Origin of the sequence: Pelagibacterium sp. (genome assembly GCF_048264985.1) — a bacterium.
In the GTDB taxonomy this organism is placed as follows: domain Bacteria; phylum Pseudomonadota; class Alphaproteobacteria; order Rhizobiales; family Devosiaceae; genus Pelagibacterium.
Window position 1 is genome coordinate 46,353 of record NZ_JBLXCL010000001.1, and the last position, 17,493, is coordinate 63,845.

19 protein-coding genes are annotated in these 17,493 nt (G+C 57.2%); 16 read left to right on the forward strand and 3 right to left on the reverse strand.

Going from position 1 to position 17,493, the window contains the following annotated elements; translation table 11 throughout:
* Window positions 1–32 precede the first annotated feature (32 nt).
* Complete coding sequence (gene metK, locus ACN0TA_RS00255) at window positions 33–1,202, reverse strand: methionine adenosyltransferase (protein ID WP_417578627.1); 1,170 nt, start codon at window positions 1,200–1,202, stop codon at window positions 33–35.
* A 141-nt stretch (window positions 1,203–1,343) separates the two neighbouring features.
* Window positions 1,344–2,963 (reverse strand): apolipoprotein N-acyltransferase, encoded by a 1,620-nt coding sequence (gene lnt / locus ACN0TA_RS00260; protein WP_417578628.1) that lies wholly within the window; start codon window positions 2,961–2,963, stop codon window positions 1,344–1,346.
* A gap of 488 nt (window positions 2,964–3,451) precedes the next feature.
* On the opposite strand from lnt, the gene urtA reads away from it, so the two are divergent.
* From urtA to ACN0TA_RS00305, 9 genes are all read left to right on the forward strand, one after another.
* Complete coding sequence (urtA, locus tag ACN0TA_RS00265) at window positions 3,452–4,753, forward strand: urea ABC transporter substrate-binding protein (protein WP_417578629.1); 1,302 nt, start codon at window positions 3,452–3,454, stop codon at window positions 4,751–4,753.
* Between the two features lie 103 nt (window positions 4,754–4,856).
* Entirely contained in the window at window positions 4,857–6,470 is a 1,614-nt protein-coding gene (gene urtB, locus ACN0TA_RS00270; protein WP_417578630.1) for an urea ABC transporter permease subunit UrtB, read from the forward strand.
* Window positions 6,471–6,612: 142 nt separating this feature from the next.
* A complete protein-coding gene (urtC, locus tag ACN0TA_RS00275; protein WP_417578631.1) occupies window positions 6,613–7,836 on the forward strand; it encodes an urea ABC transporter permease subunit UrtC in 1,224 nt (407 codons plus the stop codon).
* 5 nt (window positions 7,837–7,841) lie between these two features.
* On the forward strand, window positions 7,842–8,597 hold the full coding sequence (urtD, locus tag ACN0TA_RS00280; protein WP_417578632.1) for an urea ABC transporter ATP-binding protein UrtD: 756 nt from the start codon (window positions 7,842–7,844) through the stop codon (window positions 8,595–8,597).
* A 1-nt stretch (window position 8,598) separates the two neighbouring features.
* On the forward strand, window positions 8,599–9,300 hold the full coding sequence (gene urtE, locus ACN0TA_RS00285) for an urea ABC transporter ATP-binding subunit UrtE (protein WP_417578633.1): 702 nt from the start codon (window positions 8,599–8,601) through the stop codon (window positions 9,298–9,300).
* Window positions 9,301–9,341: 41 nt separating this feature from the next.
* Window positions 9,342–10,139, forward strand: coding sequence for an urease accessory protein UreD (locus tag ACN0TA_RS00290; RefSeq protein WP_417578635.1), 798 nt, complete (start codon window positions 9,342–9,344; stop codon window positions 10,137–10,139).
* Window positions 10,140–10,153: 14 nt separating this feature from the next.
* Window positions 10,154–10,456, forward strand: coding sequence for an urease subunit gamma (locus ACN0TA_RS00295; protein ID WP_417578637.1), 303 nt, complete (start codon window positions 10,154–10,156; stop codon window positions 10,454–10,456).
* A gap of 12 nt (window positions 10,457–10,468) precedes the next feature.
* Window positions 10,469–11,059 carry a HupE/UreJ family protein gene (locus ACN0TA_RS00300; protein ID WP_417578639.1) on the forward strand — a complete coding sequence of 197 codons (591 nt, stop codon included), beginning with the start codon at window positions 10,469–10,471 and terminating at the stop codon, window positions 11,057–11,059.
* Between the two features lie 10 nt (window positions 11,060–11,069).
* On the forward strand, window positions 11,070–11,378 hold the full coding sequence (locus tag ACN0TA_RS00305; protein ID WP_417578641.1) for an urease subunit beta: 309 nt from the start codon (window positions 11,070–11,072) through the stop codon (window positions 11,376–11,378).
* Window positions 11,379–11,468: 90 nt separating this feature from the next.
* Here the strand turns inward: ACN0TA_RS00305 and ACN0TA_RS00310 are convergent, their stop codons facing one another.
* Window positions 11,469–12,143, reverse strand: coding sequence for a hypothetical protein (locus ACN0TA_RS00310; RefSeq protein ID WP_417578643.1), 675 nt, complete (start codon window positions 12,141–12,143; stop codon window positions 11,469–11,471).
* Window positions 12,144–12,301: 158 nt separating this feature from the next.
* On the opposite strand from ACN0TA_RS00310, the gene ureC reads away from it, so the two are divergent.
* The 7 genes from ureC (at window position 12,302) to ureG (ending at window position 17,485) form a co-directional block, all read left to right on the forward strand.
* Entirely contained in the window at window positions 12,302–14,014 is a 1,713-nt protein-coding gene (gene ureC, locus ACN0TA_RS00315) for an urease subunit alpha (RefSeq protein ID WP_417578645.1), read from the forward strand.
* A gap of 104 nt (window positions 14,015–14,118) precedes the next feature.
* On the forward strand, window positions 14,119–14,814 hold the full coding sequence (locus tag ACN0TA_RS00320; RefSeq protein WP_417578647.1) for an AzlC family ABC transporter permease: 696 nt from the start codon (window positions 14,119–14,121) through the stop codon (window positions 14,812–14,814).
* Window positions 14,811–15,131, forward strand: a complete 321-nt coding sequence (locus tag ACN0TA_RS00325) for an AzlD domain-containing protein (RefSeq protein ID WP_417578649.1) — start codon at window positions 14,811–14,813, stop codon at window positions 15,129–15,131. The genes ACN0TA_RS00320 and ACN0TA_RS00325 overlap by 4 nt, the downstream gene beginning before the upstream one ends.
* A gap of 141 nt (window positions 15,132–15,272) precedes the next feature.
* Complete coding sequence (locus ACN0TA_RS00330; protein WP_417578651.1) at window positions 15,273–15,650, forward strand: MliC family protein; 378 nt, start codon at window positions 15,273–15,275, stop codon at window positions 15,648–15,650.
* A gap of 56 nt (window positions 15,651–15,706) precedes the next feature.
* A complete protein-coding gene (locus ACN0TA_RS00335) occupies window positions 15,707–16,183 on the forward strand; it encodes an urease accessory protein UreE (protein WP_417578653.1) in 477 nt (158 codons plus the stop codon).
* Entirely contained in the window at window positions 16,155–16,856 is a 702-nt protein-coding gene (locus tag ACN0TA_RS00340; RefSeq protein ID WP_417578655.1) for an urease accessory protein UreF, read from the forward strand. Before ACN0TA_RS00335 ends, ACN0TA_RS00340 begins: the two co-directional genes overlap by 29 nt.
* Window positions 16,853–17,485 carry an urease accessory protein UreG gene (ureG, locus tag ACN0TA_RS00345; RefSeq protein WP_417578657.1) on the forward strand — a complete coding sequence of 211 codons (633 nt, stop codon included), beginning with the start codon at window positions 16,853–16,855 and terminating at the stop codon, window positions 17,483–17,485. Before ACN0TA_RS00340 ends, ureG begins: the two co-directional genes overlap by 4 nt.
* Window positions 17,486–17,493 lie beyond the last annotated feature (8 nt).

The following is a 17,493-nucleotide window of genomic DNA, read 5'->3' on the forward strand; positions in this document are numbered from 1 at the left end:
GCTTTACAATCATTGCGGCATTCGGGCAAGGATCAGGTTAATTCCGCCGTGATGGCTTCGGCCAGATCGGTTCTTTCCCATGAGAACCCCCCATCGGCTTCCGGTTCACGCCCGAAATGGCCATAGGCCGCCGTGCGCTCGTAGATCGCCTTATTGAGCCCCAGATGCTCGCGGATACCGCGCGGCGATAGGTTCATCACCTTTTGCAGCACTGCGCCCAACTTGTCTTCATCGACAGTGCCGGTTCCATATGTATCCACGAAGATCGAAAGCGGCTTGGACACGCCGATCGCATAAGAAAGCTGGATAACGCATTTCTCTGCCAACCCTGCTGCAACGACGTTTTTCGCCAGATAGCGGGCGGCGTAAGCGGCCGATCGATCAACTTTTGTGGGGTCTTTGCCCGAGAACGCACCGCCACCGTGCGGTGCGGCGCCACCGTAGGTATCAACGATGATCTTGCGACCTGTCAGCCCTGCATCGCCATCAGGCCCCCCGATGACAAATGCCCCGGTCGGATTGACATAAAACTCCTCTTCCGGCGGCATCCAGCCCTCGGGCAGAACGTCCTGAACGAACGGGCGTACCATGTCGCGAATACAGGCCTGAGAAACATCTTCAACGTGCTGGGTCGAAACGACAACAGCGGAAACGCCAACCGGCTTGCCGTTCTCGTATTTCAACGTCACCTGGCTCTTGGCGTCAGGTCCAAATTGGGATGCAGCGCCGGAATGACGCGCCGCCGCCATGTTCTTGAGAATCTTGTGCGCGTAAGTCAGTGGTGCCGGCATCAACTCAGGCGTCTCGTTGACAGCAAAGCCAAACATGATGCCTTGGTCGCCTGCACCTTCGTCCTTGTTGCCCGATGCATCGACCCCTTGGGCGATATGGGCAGACTGTTCGTGCACATGGCATGACACATCAAGCGTCTTCCAGTGGAAGCCGTCCTGCTCGTAACCGATCCGCTTGACGACACCGCGAGCGATCTCTTCCATGCGCTCGGCGTCGATGGAGGCAGGACCACGCACCTCTCCTGCCAGAACCAGGCGGTTTGTCGTCGCCAATGTTTCAAGGGCGACGCGTGAATAGGGATCTTCGGCGAAAAATGCATCCACGATGGCGTCGGACACCTGGTCGCAAATTTTATCGGGATGACCTTCGGAAACGGATTCCGAGGTGAAGAGATAAGAAGAACTGGCCACGTTAAACCTCATTTCAACTGGCGAGGGCGCACGCGGAAGTGCGCGTACCCAGGTACATCCCAGGCACTTTCAAAACTGCTTTTCGCAGGTTGAGATGCGGAAAGCAAGGGCGATATAAAGAAACCTTTATATGTACCTGCGCTAGTCGCTACGCTTCAATCGGCGGCGCCAGCCGGGCACGGCAACAGATGCGCCAAAGACCAGCATGGCGAACACGGGCCAATGACGGTATTGACTGAAAAGCGTGGGCGAGAGGGGTTGGGCCGGCGTGCCCTTGATTGCTCCAACCATGCCTTCACCCATCATCACGTCGATGCGCCCAAGTGGATCGACTATGGCTGAAATGCCCGAATTGGCGGCCCTGACGACCGACTTTCCTTCCTCGACAGCTCTTACGCGGGCATGGTGGAAATGCTGTGCGAGACCAACCGATCCATCGAACCAGGCATCATTGGTGACGACAAGAATAAACCCAGCCTCAGCAACCGGCGCGCCCAAACCTCCTGGAAATACAATCTCATAGCAGACCAATGGCAAGATGGCTGGCGAACCAGGCAGTTGAAACACGCGACGCTCGGCGCCTGCATCCCAACCCTGAGATCCTTCCACCAATTGGGTGATGCCGAACTGGCGCAGGGCATCACCGAAGGGTAGATATTCGCCAAACGGAACGAGATGGGTTTTGTCGTAGGATGTGACGACCTCACCCTCGCCATTGAAGGCAAGCACCGAGTTAAACGGCTTTGCCCCCGGGACGATCTCGCCATTGGCGCCATAAGGCTGGCGCGGGGCGCCAGTCAGAAGCCAGATATCGTCCGGCAAAGTGCGCGCTATGCGCGCCAGCAGCTCCGGCTCATCCGATAAGAAGAACGGAATTGCCGCTTCGGGCCAGATTAGGTGTGTAACATCATCCAACCCGGCATCGTCAGGATTGCTCTGCATGACCGACAGGTCGAGAAGGCGCGTTACCGTCTCCTCCCGGGCAAAAGTCTGCCATTTGACGTCTTGGGGAATGACGGGCTGGACGATTCGAAGAACGACGTCATCAAAGGGCTTGGTTGCCGTCTCGTTAATCCGGTAATTGCCCCAACCCACCTGGGCAGCAAGCACCGCAAAAGCCGTAAACAATGGCAGTATGCGCGCCACCAGCGATCGCTCGGCAGCCGGCCAGACCAATGCAGGCGTGGCGGAAATGACAATTGCTATGAATGTCAGCCCGTATACGCCGACCAAGCTGGCGGACTGCATCATTTCGGGGTTGGCCGTCAGAGCATAGCCAAGAAGATCGAAAGGAAAGCCAGTAAAAAGAAAGCCTCGCGCCAGCTCGGCCAGGGTCAGCGCCGTCGCCAGGGCAAATATCCGCCCAGCCCCATTCGACCAGAAAATGTGGGCAAGCGCTATGCCTGCCCCCCAGAATGCGGCCAACACAAGTGCCAATCCTGCCACAGCGAAAGGCATAACAATCAGCAACACCCCGCCGTCGACAAAAAAAGCAGCACCAATCCAGTGCAGGGCCACCAGGAAGTAACCGAAGCCAAAAGACAGCCCAATGCGAAATGCCGGACCGAAAGCGACAGTGAGAACCGAGCGCTTTCGCTCCGCGCCGTCGAGCGCCCAGACCAGCACCGGCATGGCAAAAAACAGAGCGACAAGGAAAAAGACCGGCGGCGCCGAAAGTGCAGCCAACGCGCCGGCACAAACGATCATCAGGATACGCCGCCATCCGTGGGAGAGCATTGCAAACTCTGCAACAGCGGTCATGGCGGTCCTTGCGCGTCGAATCACTTGGCAGAACCGTGACCGGGCGGCCTTAAACGGTCAACTCATCGCCGATATTTGATGACGTACGGATTTGAGATGCCCCGCACGCCTCGCGAGCGTACGGGGCGCGAGATTGTGGTGCAAACAACCTCTGCCGGAGGACTCCGGCCTCAATAATCTACTTGAGCCCCAGCGCTTTGTCATCAGGACGAAGTGCCATCGCGGTGTTCAAATGATTGAAAATTATGCACCCTCAATCATCACGCTTCGCAACTGCCTAATTTTTACCCATAAAATGACAGTTTTTAGGCGACTTACGCCCATCACCAGAGCGTTCGCCTTGCTCAGCACGATCCGTTTGCGGATCTACGCCAGCGAAAGCAAGGCGTTTACAATAAGTTAACCCGACCCGAGCGGCCGACGCACCATCCTTGGCATAGTTTTTGCGACTCCCGACAGCGGTGCAACAGCAACTGTCGGAGGACAAAATGGCAGACTGGACCAAAAGGATTGGGGGCGCGCTCATGTCAGGAGCCTTGAGCGCATCGATGATTTCAATGCCAGCCCTGGCTCAGGACGAAGGACCCATCAAGGTCGGTATCCTGCACTCGCTTTCCGGCACGATGGCGATTTCGGAAACCACGCTCAAAGACGTCATGTTGATGTTGATCGAACAGCAGAACGCGGCAGGCGGTGTCATGGGCCGCCAGCTCGAGCCGGTTGTTGTCGATATCGCTTCAGATTGGCCCCTCGCCGCCGAACTCGCGCGCCGGCTAATCGAAGTCGACGACGTCGACGCTGTATTCGGGTGCTGGACGTCGGTGTGCCGCAAGTCAGTACTTCCGGTGTTTGAAGAGCTCAATTCGCTTCTGTTCTATCCTGTCCAGTATGAGGGCGAGGAATCTCAGCGCAACGTGTTTTACACCGGTGCCTCGCCCAACCAGCAGGCGATACCCGCCGTCGACTATTTGATGAACGAAGAGGGCGTCGAACGCTGGGTTCTGGCAGGGACAGACTATGTCTATCCCCAGACGACCAACAAAATTCTCGAACAATATCTGCTCGACAGTGGTGTGGCGTCAGAAGACATCATGATCAACTATACCCCCTTCGGACATTCGGATTGGCAGACGATCGTTTCCGACATCGTTGCTTTCGGTTCAGAAGGCAAAAAGACGGCAGTAGTTTCGACCATCAATGGCGATGCCAATGTGCCCTTCTACCGCGAACTGGCCAATCAGGGCGTTGCTGCTGAAGACATTCCAGTTGTCGCCTTTTCTGTTGGCGAAGAGGAACTTTCGGGCTTTGACACCACACCACTCGTTGGTCACCTTGCTGCCTGGAACTACTTCATGAGCGTGGAAACGCCCGAGAACGAAGAGTTCATTGCCACATGGCAAGATTTCATCGGCTCGGACGACCGCGTGACCAATGATCCGATGGAAGCCCACTATATCGGTTTCAATCTTTGGGTGGATGCCGTCGAAGTCGCTGGCACCACAGATGCCGACGCAGTCATCGATGCCATTGTCGGGCTTGAAACGCCAAACCTGACTGGCGGAACGGCGACCATGCTGGCCAACCACCACATCACAAAACCCGTGCTGATTGGCGAAATCCAGGATGACGGACAGTTCTTCGTGGTCTGGGAAACCGAAGATCTGGTTCCCGGCGATGCGTGGTCGGACTATCTGCCGGAATCCGCAGTTCTCGATGCCGATTGGACTGCACCGATCAACTGCGGAAACTACAACACCGAAACCGAGACCTGCGGTGGCTCAGCCGAATAGGTGCAGCCTTTCGATGTATGCCGGGGGCGGGCTACCGCCCCCGGATTTCGCTGGAGGCGCTTGGCTGGCTTGTCTTTGGCATGATTGTGAAAGGGGATGCGGCATGCTCAGTCTGAAGCGGCTCAACAGATGCCTTGCGTCTCTCTGTCTTATAGTGCTCGCTGCCTTGTCCGCTGGAAGCACTCAGGCACAGAGCGTCTCGGAAACGATCCCGGCTCTCTATGACGCCAGTCTCAGCGACCTGCGCGATGCGGTAGCTGCTCTTGTGGCCAGTGGCGAAGATGAAGCTCTCCCCATTCTTAGCGCGCTTGGCGGCGGCATACTTCACGAATCCGACACCGGTGGCATTTTTATCGAAACCGGTCGGAACCAATATGTCGACGCATTGACGGGCGAGCCCGCCGATCTCGATATCACCGGCGATATGAGCGTCATCCGCATCAACAACTCACTTCGCCGCGACATCGCCGCAGCGATCGGCAGCCTGACGCTGATGAGCGAAAACCCAATCACCCGGCGGGCGGCAGCACAGCAGATGATTTCAAGCCCAAACGCGGGCAATCTGGAGCTGCTTGAGACTGCGATTGAAGCTGAAACCGATGTCGGGGTGCGCGCGATCATGGAGCAGGCGCGTGCTGCAACGCTGCTTGAAACCGACATCGAGGGCGATGTTTTCGAGGAGGCTGTCGACACAATTGCTGCGCGCGGAGACCGAACTGCGCTTTCCATTCTCAATTCAGCACGCGGCGGGGCGAGCGAAGAACAGCGGGCCAGCCTCGATGCCGGGATTGAGCAGATCAATCAATCGCTGGCACTTTGGTCCGTCGGCCAGAATATCTGGTACGGCCTTTCGCTTGGCTCGGTACTGCTTCTTGCAGCCATTGGACTTGCCATCACATTCGGGGTGATGGGGGTCATCAACATGGCGCATGGCGAGATGGTCATGCTGGGCGCTTATGTTACCTTCGTGGTTCAGGAAGTCATACGAACGACGAACCCCGCCCTATTCGATTATTCTCTGGCCATCGCCATTCCCACCGCCTTCCTTGTGACTGCGATGATCGGCATAGCCATAGAGCGCGGCATCATACGATGGCTCTATGGTCGACCGTTGGAAACGCTTCTGGCCACGTGGGGCCTTTCACTCATCATACAGCAGGGCGTCCGCACTATTTTTGGCGCCACCAACCGCGAAGTGGGCAATCCAGGCTGGATGTCGGGTGCCTTTGAGCTTGGCGGCCTGGGGATCACGTGGAACCGCATGTGGATCGTTGTTTTTGCGATATTGGTCTTTGCCATGTTGCTTTTTGTGCTCAATCGCACGCCGCTCGGGCTGCAGATGCGGGCTGTGACCCAGAACCGGCGCATCGCATCTGTCATGGGGATAAGAACGCCCTGGGTAGACGCAATGACATTCGGTCTAGGCTCGGGCGTCGCCGGACTTGCCGGTGTCGCCCTGAGCCAGATCGACAACGTGTCGCCAAATCTCGGCCAAGGCTACATCATCGACAGTTTCATGGTCGTTGTATTTGGGGGCGTGGGCAATCTGTGGGGTACGCTGGTCGGCGCACTAACACTGGGGATCGCCAACAAATTCCTCGAGCCCTATGCCGGCGCCGTGCTCGCCAAGATCCTCATCCTCGTGCTGATCATATTGTTCATCCAACGCCGCCCGCGTGGCCTTTTTGCACTCAAGGGCAGGGCGGTGGACGCATGAAGCTGACAATGGACACAGCAATTTTTCGCGCGCTAAGGGCCATGGCACACCCTGTCAAAGCCCGAGAGAAAGATCATGGCCCCCGCGCCGTGCAAAGCAATCGATTTCCGGCCAGATCGCCCGGCCGGCAGGGGATAGCGCAATGATCACGGGGAAGATCTTTGAAAAGCTCGGAGCGAAGGCGGTCTGGGTTGTTGCAATTTTGCTGACCATTGCCATCGTCGTCCCCCTCTCGAACCTGATGCTGCCCACTGGCCATGCCTTGCGGGTCCCCAATTACCTGGTTCCCTTGATGGGCAAGTACCTGACATATGCCACATTGGCCTTGGCGCTGGACCTTGTCTGGGGCTATTGCGGCATACTTTCGCTCGGCCATGGCGCCTTTTTTGCCTTGGGCGGCTATGCCATGGGCATGTATCTGATGCGCCAGATCGGTACGCGCGGCGTCTATTCCAACGCCGAGTTGCCCGATTTCATGGTGTTTCTGGGCTGGCAGGAACTGCCCTGGTACTGGCAGGGGTTCGATATGTTCTGGTTCTCCGCCATCATGATGGCGTTCGTACCGGGTCTCTTGGCGTTTGTGTTCGGCTGGTTCGCATTCCGGAGCCGGGTTACCGGCGTCTATCTTTCCATCATCACCCAGGCGCTGACCTACGCGCTAATGCTGGCATTTTTTCGAAACGACATGGGGTTCGGCGGCAATAACGGGCTGACCGATTTTCGCGACATCCTTGGCGCGCCGATCTCGGCAGCGTCCACGCGCGCCACCCTGTTTGCCGCCTCCGCCATCCTTTTGGCCCTGTGCTTTGTCTTATGCTCGCTCATTGTGCGCTCAAAGCTTGGGAAGGTAATGATTGCCGTCCGCGATGCCGAAAGCCGGACGCGATTCATCGGATACCGGGTGGAAAATGTCAAACTGTTCGCCTTTTCAGTCTCGGCAGTCATGGCCGGCCTTGCCGGCGCACTTTATGTGCCACAAGTCGGCATCATAAATCCCGGCGAATTTGCTCCGGCCAACTCCATCGAGGTTGTGATTTGGACAGCGGTCGGCGGGCGCGGCACGCTGGTCGGCCCCATCGTTGGCGCTGTGATCGTCAATGCTGCAAAGTCGTATTTCACCGGGACCTTTGCCGATCTCTGGCTGTTCATCCTGGGCGGCATGTTCGTGTTCGTGACGCTGTTCATGCCAAAAGGGATGGTGGGAATTTTCATCTCAGCCTGGACAGCGCTCAGACAGCGCCGGACTTCGGACACTTCCGAAAAGGGCGCTGGCCCTCGACCCGAACCGGTCACAGACGCCACAGAGCCTGAGCCCCATGATCATGACGACGCGCCCGATGGCGCCAGACCCTCGCCGGCGGAGTAGGCAAAATGGTCAACACAATGCGCGAAGGCTCGCTGCTTTACCTTGATGGGGTCACTGTTTCCTTTGACGGCTTCAAAGCGCTCAACTCTCTTTCATTGCTCGTCAAGCGTGACGAATTGCAGGCCATAATCGGCCCCAACGGTGCTGGCAAAACGACTATGATGGACATCGTAACCGGCAAGACCCGCCCGGATACCGGCGAGGTGTTCTTTGAAGGCTCGGTCGATCTAACCAGACGCGATGAGACCGAGATTGCCAATTTGGGCATCGGTCGCAAGTTTCAAAAACCGACGGTATTTGAAAGCCATACGGTATGGGATAATATCGAGTTGGCGCTCAAGAAGCCACGCGGCGTGTTTCCTTCATGGTTCTACACGCGCGATACAGCGGACATCCAAAGGATCACCGAGATCCTCGATACAGTGCGACTTATCCATAGGCGCAACGCGTATGCCGCCGATTTGTCTCACGGCCAAAAACAGTGGCTGGAAATCGGCATGCTGCTCGCACAGGATCCCAAGCTGCTCCTTGTCGATGAGCCGGTGGCTGGCATGACCGACGCGGAGACAGAAGAGACGTCCAAATTGCTGAAGTCGATTTCCCGGCACCATTCGGTCGTCGTCGTGGAACATGACATGAGCTTTGTGCGCGATCTCGACTGCCGCGTCACCTGTCTGGCCGAGGGGGCTGTCCTCGCACAAGGCTCGCTCGAGCATGTATCGGCAGATCCACTGGTTATCGAACGTTATCTGGGGCGCTGACATGACCACATTGACCGTTATCGATGTCGATCTGCACTATGGCGCGGCACAAGCGCTCAAAACAGTTTCGATTACCGCTCGACCCAATCAGATCACCTCGGTGCTGGGGCGCAACGGGGTGGGAAAATCCTCACTGCTGCGCGCCATAACCGGAACACACCCGATCTCGGGTGGCACCATTGTGCTCGAAGATTTCGAACTCAAAAAGATCCCTCCTTACGCACGCGCACGAATGGGTATTGGATATGTGCCGCAGGGACGCGAAATCTTTCCGTTGCTCACGGTCAAAGAAAACCTGCTGACAGGATATGCGCCCCTCAAACCGAAGGATCGGTCTATTCCCGATACGATCTTTGAGCTGTTTCCAATACTTAAAACCATGCTCGGTCGCCGCGGTGGCGATCTCTCCGGCGGCCAGCAACAACAACTCGCGATAGGCAGGGCGCTGGTAACGCGGCCAAATCTTTTGGTTCTCGACGAGCCGACCGAGGGCATCCAGCCCTCAATCATCAAGGATATCGGTCGCGCGCTACAGTTTTTGCGCGATGAAATGGGAATGACGATCTTGCTGGTGGAACAATATCTCGATTTCTGCCGAGAATTGAGCGACCGGATCTATGTCATGGATCGGGGCGAGATCATGCATTCGGGGCCCGCCTCCGATCTGGACGATCCTGACGTAAAACGACATTTGATGGTCTGATGCTCGAAAGTCCGGTTTTCCAAAGTGGTAGTACGCCACACATGCAGCGCGCTGAGGGTGAGGGGCGTATTGCGACAAAGGCGCGTGCAGGATTGTCTGTCCTCGATACGCTTTTTCAGGCTGGCTGCAGCAAGATCCGGGTGCCCAAGGCTTATGGCAGCTGGCTCGAAGCCGTGCTGATCAATACTTCGGGGGGCTTGACCGGGGGCGACAGGATGGCATGGTCCGCGCGCGCCGCTGCACAAACACATCTGTCGATCACCACCCAAGCCTGTGAACGTATTTACCGGTCGACGGGCGGGGCGGCGCGTGTCTCATCGAGGTTGAGCATCGAAGCTGGCGCCCGGCTCGACTGGCTGCCGCAAGAAACCATCATGTTCAATGGCTCGGCACTCGACCGGTCTCTCGAAATCGATTTAGCGGGAAACGGCGTCTTTTTGGGTTTGGAAACAATTATCCTGGGACGTGAAGCCCATGGCGAGGATGCCGTTTCCGCAATGATTTCGGATCGCTGGCACGTTCGGCGCGATGGCGATCTCATTCACGCCGAGGCGGCGCGGCTCGACGCTGACGATTATTGCGCACGCAATAATAGCGCTCTGCTGGGCGGCGCGCGCGCGTATGGCACGCTTTGCTATGTCGCCAGCGATGCCGGACGCCATATCGACCGCCTGAAAGCAATCGTTGCAGAGCATGAGACCGCTGGCGTCTCGCGCATCGGTGACAAAATCGTGCTGCGGGCAACTGAACGCTCGGGGTATCTGTTGCGCAAGATCATAATGCCGGCAATTGCAGCGCTCTCGGGGGCTGGGGCCGTTCCCAAGCTCTGGACATTATAGAAGGGGGAGGCAGCATGAACCTCACACCAAGGGAAAAAGACAAACTTCTGGTTGCGATGGCCGCAATGGTGGCACGGCGCAGGCTCGAACGCGGAGTCAAACTCAATCATCCCGAGGCAATCGCTCTCATAACCGATTTCGTTGTCGAAGGTGCGCGCGACGGACGCCCTGTGGCCGAGCTCATGGAGGCCGGTGCGCATGTGATTTCACGCGAGCAGGTTATGGAGGGCATTGCCGAGATGATCCACGATATCCAGGTTGAAGCCACCTTTCCCGACGGTACCAAGTTAGTCACCGTCCATTCTCCCATTCGCTAAGGAGTCGATTGCATGGTCAAACGTCTAATTTCAGCTTTGATGCTGATCACTGTGAGCACAGCTCCTGCTTATGCTCATCTCGACCCCGTCGAACACGGCGCGTTTGCCGCTGGATTTACCCACCCCCTGTTTGGACTCGATCACATCCTTGCCATGCTCGCAGTGGGCCTGTGGGCGGCGTCGGTCGGCGGCAAGGCACTCTGGGCAGTACCCGGTGCTTTTGTTGCCACAATGGCGTTAGGGTTTGGCGCAGCACTGGTCGGCGTCCCGCTGCCGTTCGTCGAACCGGTCATTTTGGCCTCGGTGATCTTTATCGGCATCATGGTGGCGCTCGCACTGCCACTTCCCACAGCCGGAATTGCAGCGGTGGTTGGATTTTTCGCGCTGTTTCATGGCCATGCGCATGGTGGGGAAATGGGCCAGGCAGACACATTTGGTTATTCTGCGGGGTTCCTAGTCGCCACTGCGCTGCTCAATGCCGTGGGTGTCGCCGCGGGCATCGGTCTTGATCGGATCCTGGCAACCCAACGCGGCGCTTTCGCCAAACGAATTGCCGGAGGCCTTGCCGCTCTTGGCGGTGTGTGGCTGGTTATCGCAGGTTAAGGATACAGCTATGATCCCTGGAGAGATTATTCCAGAACAAGGCGACATAGAACTCAACGCGGGACGCGAGATTGTGACACTCAAGGTTGCCAATACTGGCGATCGGCCCATCCAAGTGGGCAGTCACTATCATTTCTTTGAGACAAATGGTTGGCTCGATTTTGACCGCGAGCGGTCCCGTGGCATGCGGCTCGATATTGCCGCGGGAACCGCCGTACGGTTCGAGCCCGGTCAAGCCCGCGACGTCAACCTTGTTGCGCTGGACGGCGACCGCCGGGTGTTTGGATTCCGGCAGATGGTCATGGGCTCTCTGGATTGATGCAATGATCCGGCAAAGCGCTTCGCATCGCGGACTGGAAGAGGGCGGGGCACCTTGGTACCCCGCCCGAAGCCACTTGAGCGGCAACGACTATTGCGCAGTCACCTCGCCTTCAGTCGAAACATTCGTTTCGGCTTCACCTTTGGCGCTCGTATCTGAGCCCATGGCATCGTCAGTCAAGCCGGCGTCTTCTGCAGCCTCGGCCTCGGCTGAGTTCTGGCTATCGACGAACACTGTCAGCGCGCCGTCGGCCTGGGTCCAGACAGCAACAACCTCGTCGTGTGTGTACCCTTCGGCCTCAAGTGCGGAAACGAGATCGGCGTTTTCCGAAATGCTGGACTGCAAGAGGTCGACATCGGATTGGAAGTCGGCACGCGAGTCCGCAAAAGCCTCCGCATTGAGATCGCCGTCCTCACCAAGATCGGAAATCTCTACGATTTCGATTTCGGTGTCAGCAGTTACACCCGAAAGTTCGGCGGTACCCGCACCATGAATGGCATCGTCGAGATCGCCATAAGTGTACGAGCTGACTGCAGCGTCAGCGTTAGCACCAACATCAACGCTCATGTCGCTGGAACCTTCGGTCGCGACACCTGTATCAACACCAAGCTCGACGCCGGTATCTACACCGCTGTCTTCGCCACCCAGTTCCGTGGCGACGCCGCCATCAAGAGTGACGCCGGCATCGGCATCCTGGGCAAGAGCTGTAAGCGGCATGGACAGGGTCAAGGCCGTACCAAGAGCGAGAGCAGAGAGCTTTTTCATTTTCATTCTCCGTTTGAGTTCGGTTTTACCGCCCCTCTGGAGCTTACAAACGAGCAGAGAGCGATGCGGTTGCATCCTGTGTCGGCGCAACCAAAACCGGCCAACCGCCAATGGGTCGCTTCAGAAAGCGCCATTTCCAATGTGACAAGGAGCTGATCATGGCTGCCAGAATTTCCCGCGCTCTTTATGCAGACATGTATGGCCCGACGACCGGCGACAAGGTGCGGCTGGCCGACACTGAGTTGTTCATCGAGGTTGAGAAAGATTTCACCCTCTATGGCGAGGAGATAAAGTTTGGCGGTGGCAAGGTGATCCGTGATGGTATGGGGCAATCACAAGTTACTCGCGCAGCCGGAGCCGTCGATACAGTCATAACCAACGCGCTCATCGTTGATCATACGGGGATCTACAAGGCCGATATCGGCTTGAAGGATGGCGTGATCACAGCCATCGGCAAGGCTGGAAATCCCGATACACAGCCCGGCGTCAACATCATCGTAGGGCCCGGGAGTGAGGTGATCGCTGCCGAAGGCAAGATAGTTACCGCCGGTGGTTTCGATGCCCATATCCATTTCATCTGTCCGCAACAGATCGATGAAGCCTTAACATCGGGCCTGACCACAATGCTTGGCGGTGGCACCGGTCCAGCGCATGGCACATTGGCGACCACCTGTACGCCCGGCGCGTGGCATATGGGCCGCATGATCCAGTCTTTCGATGCGTTTCCCATGAACATTGCATTGGCCGGGAAAGGCAATGCCTCAAAACCCGAAGCCCTTGTCGAAATGATCATGGGGGGCGCTGCCGCCCTAAAGCTCCACGAGGATTGGGGCACAACACCCGCGGCGATCGATAACTGTCTTTCGGTTGCCGATGACTATGACGTGCAGGTGATGATCCACACCGATACGCTCAATGAATCCGGGTTTGTGGAAGACACCATAAACGCCTTCAAGGGCCGAACTATACACGCTTTTCACACCGAGGGCGCCGGTGGCGGGCACGCGCCAGACATCATCAAGGTTTGTGGCCTGGAAAACGTTATCCCATCCTCCACCAATCCCACGAGACCCTATACGCGCAACACGCTGGCCGAGCATCTCGACATGCTCATGGTCTGCCACCATCTCGACCCCTCGATTGCAGAAGACGTAGCCTTTGCCGAGAGCCGCATCCGCAAGGAGACCATCGCCGCTGAGGACATCCTTCACGATATCGGTGCGTTTTCGATAATCTCCTCTGACAGCCAGGCGATGGGCCGTGTGGGCGAGGTCATCATCCGCACCTGGCAGACCGCTGACAAAATGAAGCGCCAGCGTGGCCCCTTGCCCGAAGAAACAGGTCAAAACGACAATTTCCGCGTCAGGCGCTATATCGCCAAATACACAATCAATCCGGCGATCGCGCATGGAATCTCGAGCCATATCGGCTCTATCGAAGTGGGGAAACGCGCCGATATGGTCGTCTGGAGTCCTGCCTTTTTTGGAGTCAAACCGGAATTGGTCCTGTTGGGCGGCATGATTGCCACGGCCCCCATGGGGGACCCTAACGCCTCAATTCCCACGCCTCAGCCGATGCATTACCGCCCCATGTTCGGCGCCTTCGGAAAGGCAATTGCCAATACATCCGTGACGTTCGTTTCCAAGGCAGCATTGGATGGGGGGCTCAAGGACACGCTGGGCGTCGATAAATCCATGCTCGCAGTCGACAATACCCGTGGCGGCATCGGGAAATCGGCGATGATCCACAACAGTGCCACACCAGATGTCAGCGTCGATCCGGAAACCTATGAAGTTCGCGCCGATGGCCAATTGCTAACTTGCGAACCGGCTGACGTCCTGCCCATGGCTCAGCGGTATTTTCTGTTCTAGCAATCAATCGACGCGATCTCTGCGCATGACAGCGGCACCATCTGGCTTTCGCAAGGGATCGGTCCTATAGAGGATGGGTTTGTCCATCCTGTTTTGACCTTTCCATGTCCGCCTCTATCTCCAGTTTTCGCTCCGGCGCTCGCGCTTCCACGCCCATCGCCATCGGGTACCTTCCGGTCGGCATGGCGTTTGGGGTCGCTGCGATAAAAGCGGGGTTTTCTACTCTCGAAGCGACTATGCTTTCAGCTGTCGTCTATGCGGGGGCGAGTCAATTTCTGGTTCTTGCACTGGTAGGCGCTGGCGCGCCGATTCTGGTTACAGCGCTATCGATCATCGCGACCAATCTACGGCACGTTTTTTACGGCCCTGCGATCATCGAAGCCGCGCGGGACCGCGCAAGCCGTCGTCATGCCTGGGCATGGAGTTTCTTCCTCTCTGATGGTGCGTTCGGCTCGGCCATCATAGCGCTCAACCGATCAAAGGATCATTTTTCGCCGCGCTTCATGTTCGGCATTGCCACGGGCCCCTATCTCTCGTGGTTGATCGGTACTGCTATCGGCGCAATGCTCGGCACTTCTCTTAGCGCCTGGCCCGCTGTCGATGCTGCCATGAGCTTTCTCATGCCAGCGCTTTTTCTGGCCATGGTGCTCTCGCTCCTGAACAAGGAGCACATCCCTGTGGTGCTGATTACATCTTGCGTCAGCCTCCCCTTGATCCTTCTTATGTCTCCTACTGTCGGAATATTGGGCGGCATGGTGATCGGCGCTGTGTCAGGTCTGTTCCTTTCGAGGCGGTCATGAATTCGGAATTTCTGATCATCACTATTCTCGTCGGACTTGGGACGTGGTTGCTGCGTTTCCTACCAACCCGTTTCATGCGGGGCACAGGCGATCCGAACGCTCCGCTGAGCCGCTTTTTGTCTGCAACCGGACCAGCGGCCATTGCTGCACTCTATATCGGCGCCATCATCCCGATGATCGCGCCCCAGTTCCAGGCCATCGCGCCACTGGTTTTGGGTTCCGGTGCTGTAGTCGCCATTTATTTCTGGCGACACGACGTCTCGTTAGCCACTCTTGGCGGCGCGATTGTATATGGGCTGGTGTTCGCCATCGTTTGATTGGACCGGTCATGGTGCTGCCACGTATCCGATGTTAGGCTCTGCAAATCAGCACCATTCGCTGAACGCCTGCAACTATCTAAGATTTTGATTTTACAGTATTTTCCATAAAATGCTCCGACCTTTATGAGGAGGCCCGCCATGAAATCGTTTTTGCTCGCCACCGGTTTGGCCCTTGCGACCCTGCCCGCTGGCGCCGTGGAAAGCTCAATGCAGTTCGTGCTCGAATTTGAGGGCAACGCCCAACGCGATGTGGTGACCTATCAATGCGATGGCATCGAAGAGCCGATGAGCGTGCAATATATTAACGCCCACCCTACCTTTCTCGCCATTGTGCCAATCGAGGGTCAGGACCTTGTCTTCGTCAATGTGATCTCAGCCTCGGGCGCCCGCTACGTTTCAGGGGCGTACGAATGGTGGTCGCGTGGCAATGAAGCAATGTTCACCGACGTAACGGATGGAACCGAAGACGCTGAAGCGGAGCCGGTATCCTGCCATGCCGCTCAGGACATCCCCTGAATGGTGGCGCGCTTCTTGCTTTGACTGGTGCGACAACAGCGGATCGGGAGGATGCAATGCGCGCGACAGACTTCGAAGCCAAAGGCAAATGGCAAGGCACACTTGCCGGGCGAGCCGAACTTGCCCACGATCAGCGCGCTTTGCGCCGCAAGTTGTTGACGCTGGACAATGGTCTCGATGTTCTTGTCGATCTGCCTCAGACAGTGGCGCTGGAAACAGGGGATGCCCTCAAACTCGAAGATGGCCGGTTTGCCGAAATCATCGCCGCAAATGAGCCTCTCTATGCCATCACTGGTAAGAGCACGTCGCATCTCGCTCAATTGTGCTGGCATATAGGCAACCGCCACCTGCCCTGCCAGATCGAAGCCAGGGCGGGCACCCCTCACCGCCTGCTGATCGGCCGCGACCATGTCATTAAAGACATGCTTGAGGGCCTTGGGGCTCGGATTGACGAGATAAGCGCCGCCTTTTCACCGCTGCGCGGGGCCTATTGGGGCCATGAGCATGGCCATACACACCATCATCATGGATAATCAGACACCACTGATCCGGCTTTTCTCCTGGCTATCGCCGGCATTTCCAATCGGCGGATTTGCTTATAGCCAGGGGCTTGAGACTGCCATCGCAGATGGACGCATCAGGGACCAGGACCACCTTGCAGATTGGATCGGTGGCCAGCTTCATCGCGGCGGACTGCGGACCGATGCCTATTTTCTCGCCATCGCTGCCCGAGCAGTGACCAATGGGAACTGGACAGCGCTGTCCGAGGCCAATGAACTGTGTCTGGCACTGCAGATATCGGCTGAGCGAGACAAGGAAATGCGCGAACAGGGGCACTCCTTTATTCAGGCAGCATCAGCATGGCCCATACCCATGGCAGACGCGCTCAGCGCTGCCTTTAAAAATCCCATGGCCTTACCTGTAGCATTTGGCGCCATGGCGGGTTTGCATGGCGTTTTGCCTGGAGCCGCTATTGCCGGGTTTGTAAACAGCGCAGTGGCCCAGCAGATATCGGTCGGCGTTCGGCTAATCCCGCTGGGGCAGACGGCGGGCCTTGCCATTCAGGCCGCCCTTGAACCCAGGATTGCAAAATTGGCAAGCAGGGCGATTTCGGCTTGCCTGGATGATATCTCTGCGTTGTCCTATGGCTCCGAGATTGCAAGCCTGAACCATGAAGACCTCGGTGTAAGGATTTTTCGATCATGAGTTCAAAAAATGGACCGCTTCGCGTTGGCATCGGTGGCCCTGTGGGTTCGGGCAAGACAACGCTTACCGAAAAGCTCTGCAAGGCCATGCGGGAGACATACTCGGTAGGTGTCGTCACTAATGACATTTACACCAAGGAAGACGCCATGATGCTGGCCCGCCTGCAGGCGCTGCCAGAGGAACGCATACTGGGAATCGAAACCGGAGGATGCCCGCATACCGCGATCCGCGAAGACGCTTCGATCAATTTGCGGGCCATCGCTGAGCTTCGCGAGCGCATCCCTGATCTCGATATCGTATTTATCGAATCTGGTGGCGATAATTTGGCCGCCACCTTCTCGCCCGATCTCGCCGACATCACACTCTACGTCATTTCCGTGTGCCAGGGAGAAGAAATCCCGCGCAAAGGCGGTCCGGGCATTACCCGTTCGGACATGCTGGTCATCAACAAGGCTGACCTTGCGCCCTATGTCGAGGTGGATTTAGCCGTCATGGATGCAGATGCAAAACGGATGCGAGCGGGCCAACTTCACGTTTTTACCGATCTCAAACGCGGTGAGGGTGTCCAGGAAATCGTTGCATTTCTCGAGCGCAATGGCGGACTTGTTTCCGCTGATGCCGTGATTTGAACCTATCG